The sequence below is a fragment of the Microbacterium sp. UBA3394 genome (assembly GCF_002358725.1).
Classification (GTDB): domain Bacteria; phylum Actinomycetota; class Actinomycetes; order Actinomycetales; family Microbacteriaceae; genus Microbacterium; species Microbacterium luteum.
The window spans coordinates 1-2459 of the sequence record NZ_DEPK01000190.1 but is presented as its reverse complement, the minus strand read 5'-3'; the positions used below and the strand labels follow the sequence as shown (position 1 = coordinate 2459).

Annotated in this window: 2 protein-coding genes; both read right to left on the bottom strand. The window is 70.6% G+C overall.

The annotated features are described in order from the left end of the window. Positions 1-1370, bottom strand: a 1370-nt coding sequence (locus tag B4E30_RS11395) for a lysine--tRNA ligase (protein WP_286795381.1), incomplete at its 3' end; no start/stop codon positions are given. A 66-nt stretch (positions 1371-1436) separates the two neighbouring features. Then, positions 1437-2282, bottom strand: coding sequence for a 4-phosphopantoate--beta-alanine ligase (locus B4E30_RS11390; protein WP_194384382.1), 846 nt, complete (start codon positions 2280-2282; stop codon positions 1437-1439). Positions 2283-2459: the final 177 nt, after the last annotated feature.

Below are 2459 nucleotides of genomic sequence, written 5' to 3'. Positions count from 1 at the left end.
TCGGTGAAGCGCTCGCGCTGGATCACCGGGTCGACGAGCTCGGAGTATCCCGTGGCCAGCTCGAAGCCGCGCACGTACAGGTCCCACTTCTCCACGACGCCCGGGATGCTGCGGTGTTCGCGTACGAGGGGGCTGGTGTCCAGCGGGAAGTCCATGACGAAGGTCGGCCGCTCGAGCCCGCCCTTCACGAAGTGCTCCCACAGCTCCTCGACGAGCTTGCCGGGGATCGCGTGGGAGGGCACCTCGACCTCGAAGCGCTCCGCGATCGCGATCAGCGGCTCCAGCGGGGTCTGCGGGTCGATCCTCGGCGCGGCACCGTCGGTCCACGCCTCGGCGAGGGCCGCGTTGAGCGAGTCGTACATCGAGATGCGGTCCCACTCCCCGCCGAGGTCGTAGACGGTGCCGTCGGCCCACGTCACCTCGGTGGTCCCCGCCACAGCGATCGCCGCATCCTGGATGAGGGTCTGCGTCAGATCGGCGATGCCCCGATAGTCGCTGTAGGCCTCGTAGGCCTCGAGCATCGCGAACTCCGGGCTGTGGGTGGAATCGGCGCCCTCGTTGCGGAAGTTGCGGTTGATCTCGTAGACGCGGTCGATGCCCCCGACGACGGCGCGCTTGAGGTAGAGCTCCGGCGCGATCCGCAGGTAGAGATCGGCGTCGAACGCGTTGGAGTGGGTCACGAAGGGACGGGCGGATGCGCCACCGTGCTGAACCTGCAGCATCGGCGTCTCGACCTCGACGAAGCCGCGCTCGGTGAACGTCTGGCGCAGGCTCTGATTGACCTTCGCGCGGGCGAGCACGGTCTCGCGCGCACGGTCGCGCACGATCAGGTCGAGGAAGCGGCTGCGCACACGGCTCTCCTCGCTGAGGTCGCTGTGCAGATTCGGCAGCGGCAGCACGGCCTTGGATGCGATGCGCCACTCGGAGACCATGATCGACAGTTCGCCGCGACGCGAGGAGATGACCTCTCCCGAGACGAAGACGTGGTCGCCGAGGTCGACCAGTTCCTTCCAGGCCGCCAGCGACTCCTCGCCGACGTTCGCCAGCGACACCATCGCCTGGATGCGGCTGCCGTCGCCGGACTGCAGCGAGGCGAAGCAGAGCTTGCCCGTGTTGCGGCTGAAGACCACGCGACCGGCGACCGCGGCCACGGTTCCCGTCTCGGCGCCCGCCTCGAGGTCGCCGTAGCGCTCCCGCAGCGCCGGGATCGTGTCGGTGACGGGCACGCTCACCGGATAGGCGCCGCCGGCGGCGTCGGCACGGTCGGCGATGAGGCGTTCGCGCTTGGCCAGCCGCACGGCCCGCTGCTCGAAGGTGTCGTCGGCGGACTGCTCGGCCGCGTCTTCGGGCGCAGCGGACGTGTCTGTCATGTCGGGGGGCTCCTCGCGAAAGTCGCCGCCCAGTCTAGCCGCGGCGGCAGGACGAGCCGGATGGGCTCAGCCGATGTAGATCTCGACGTTGTCGATGAAGCGGTGGCCGGCCACCGTGGCCGCGATCAGCGCGAGCGCCGGCCCCGCGTGCCCCTCGTCGACGGGCAGGAACGTGGCCGGGTCGACGACGTTGAGGTACTCCAGGGCGATGCGCGGTTCGCCCATGAGGGCGCCCTGCGCCGCCGCGATGCACGCGTCGACGCCGCGGTCGGCGTTGGCGGCCGCCGCCTCGAGCGCGAGTGGGAGCTTCGCCGCCGCCGCGAGGTCGGCGTCATCCAGCAGCGCCACGCGCGAGGACACGGGCAGCCCGCCGCCGTCGCGCACGATGTCGACCGTGACGACGTCGATGTCGAGGAAGAAGTCGCGGATCATCCGCTCGACGAGGAACACCCGCTGCCGGTCGCGGCGCCCGTAGACGGCCACATCCGGTCGCACGAGGGAGAACAGCTTCGCCTCGACGGTGAGCAGCCCGTCGAAGTAGTACGGACGAGAGCGCCCCTCGTAGCGCAGCCCCAGGTCGCCGGCGGAGACCTTCGTCGTCGAGGAGAGGTCGGCGAACAGCTCGACGGTCGTCGGAGCGAACGCGATGTCGACGTCGAGCTCGTCGAGCATCGCCCGGTCCGCCTCCGGGGTGCGCGGGTACGCCTGCGCATCGGCGGCCGTGCGGAACCGCAGCGGGTTCAGGAACATCGAGACGACGACGATGTCGGCCGCCTCTCGTGCGGCGCGGATGAGGTCGCGGTGGCCGTCGTGCAGTGCGCCGATCGTCGAGAGGAGGGCGACCGTCGACGCGGGGGCCTCTGCTCGCAGCTCGGCGAGCCGGGTGCGGAGCCCCGCGGTGGTGCTGATCATCCGATGATCGTATCGACCCTCGCGGGCCGGACCCGACCGCGTCAGACCGCGGTGTGGTCGACGAGGGCCTGGTCGACCGTCGTGTGCACGAGACCCGACAGATAGCGCCCCGGATCGGCGACCCCTGCCTCGGCCAGCAGGGCCGCCGCCTGCGCGACGATCGATCGCGAGAAGGTG

Coding starts and splice junctions, on each gene's coding strand:
- B4E30_RS11390 (WP_194384382.1), bottom strand. CDS start 2,282: ATGATCAGCACCACCGCGGGGCTCCGCACCCGGCTCGCCGAGCTGCGA.